This is a genomic window from Pseudomonas sp. AKS31 (assembly GCF_023634765.1).
Classification (GTDB): Bacteria; Pseudomonadota; Gammaproteobacteria; order Pseudomonadales; family Pseudomonadaceae; genus Aquipseudomonas.
Map to the genome: position 1 here is coordinate 45,252 of NZ_JAMLFX010000014.1, position 1,541 is coordinate 46,792.

Below are 1,541 nucleotides of genomic sequence, written 5' to 3' on the forward strand. Positions count from 1 at the left end.
GCTCCCACAAGGAACGCATCAAGCCTGATATTTCGCCAATTCCTATAACAAGAAACCGGAGAACCACTCATGTCGTTAAGCGTGTTCGACCTGTTCAAGATTGGCATCGGCCCTTCCAGCTCCCACACCGTCGGCCCGATGCGTGCTGCTGCGCGTTTCGCCGAAGGTCTGCGCCGGGAGAACCTGCTGACCACCACCGCCAGCGTACGCGTCGAACTGTACGGTTCCCTAGGCGCCACCGGTAAAGGACACGGCAGCGACAAAGCCGTGCTGCTCGGCCTCGAAGGCGAACATCCGGACACTGTCGACACCGAAACCGTCGCCGCGCGCCTGCAAGAAATTCGCGGCAACGGCCGCTTGAACCTGCTCGGCGAACACAGCATTGCGTTCAACGAGAAAGAACACCTGGCAATGATCCGCAAGCCGCTGGCCTATCACCCCAACGGCATGATCTTTCGCGCCTTCGATGCCGCGGGGATTCAGATTCGCAGCCGCGAGTACTACTCGGTCGGCGGTGGTTTCGTGGTCGACGAGGACGCGGCCGGTGCCGACCGCATCGTCGAAGACGCCACGCCGCTGACCTTCCCGTTCAAAAGCGCCAAGGACTTGCTCGGTCATTGCGCCACCTACGGTCTGTCGATCAGTCAGGTGATGCTGACCAACGAAAGCGCCTGGCGCCCGGAGGCGGAAACTCGCGCCGGCCTGTTGAAAATCTGGCAGGTGATGCAGGACTGCGTCGCTGCGGGCTGCCGTAACGAAGGTATTTTGCCCGGCGGGTTGAAGGTCAAACGTCGTGCGGCGGCGCTGCATCGGCAACTGTGCAAAAACCCCGAATCGGCGTTGCGCGATCCGCTGTCAGTGCTCGATTGGGTCAACCTCTACGCGTTGGCGGTCAACGAAGAAAACGCCAATGGCGGACGTGTGGTCACTGCCCCCACTAACGGCGCGGCGGGGATCATTCCGGCGGTGCTGCATTACTACATGCGCTTTATTCCCGGCGCGAATGACGACGGCGTCGTGCGGTTTCTGCTGACCGCTGCGGCCATCGGCATTCTCTACAAGGAGAACGCTTCGATCTCCGGCGCTGAAGTCGGCTGTCAGGGCGAAGTCGGCGTGGCCTGTTCGATGGCGGCCGGTGCGTTGTGCGAAGTGCTCGGAGGCAGCGTGCAGCAAGTCGAGAACGCGGCGGAAATCGGCATGGAACACAACCTCGGCCTGACCTGCGACCCGATTGGCGGGTTGGTGCAAGTGCCGTGCATCGAGCGCAATGCCATGGGCTCGGTGAAAGCGATCAACGCGGTGCGCATGGCCATGCGGGGCGACGGCCAGCATTTCGTCTCCCTCGACAAAGTCATCCGCACCATGCGCCAGACCGGCGCCGACATGAAAAGCAAATACAAAGAGACCGCCCGCGGCGGTCTGGCGGTCAACATTATCGAATGCTGATCAAGCCCCCCCTCTCCCTCCGGGAGAGAAACGTAATTAACTCCCTCTCCCTCCGGGAGAGGGCTGGGGGGAGGGGCACTTGATCTTGCCCCAAA

The 1,541-nt window shown here is 61.7% G+C and carries 1 protein-coding gene; it reads left to right on the top strand.

Annotation, left to right across the window (positions count from 1 at the left end; translation table 11 throughout):
* Positions 1-69 precede the first annotated feature (69 nt).
* On the top strand, positions 70-1,446 hold the full coding sequence (locus tag M9827_RS24045) for an L-serine ammonia-lyase (RefSeq protein ID WP_127929513.1): 1,377 nt from the start codon (positions 70-72) through the stop codon (positions 1,444-1,446).
* Positions 1,447-1,541: the final 95 nt, after the last annotated feature.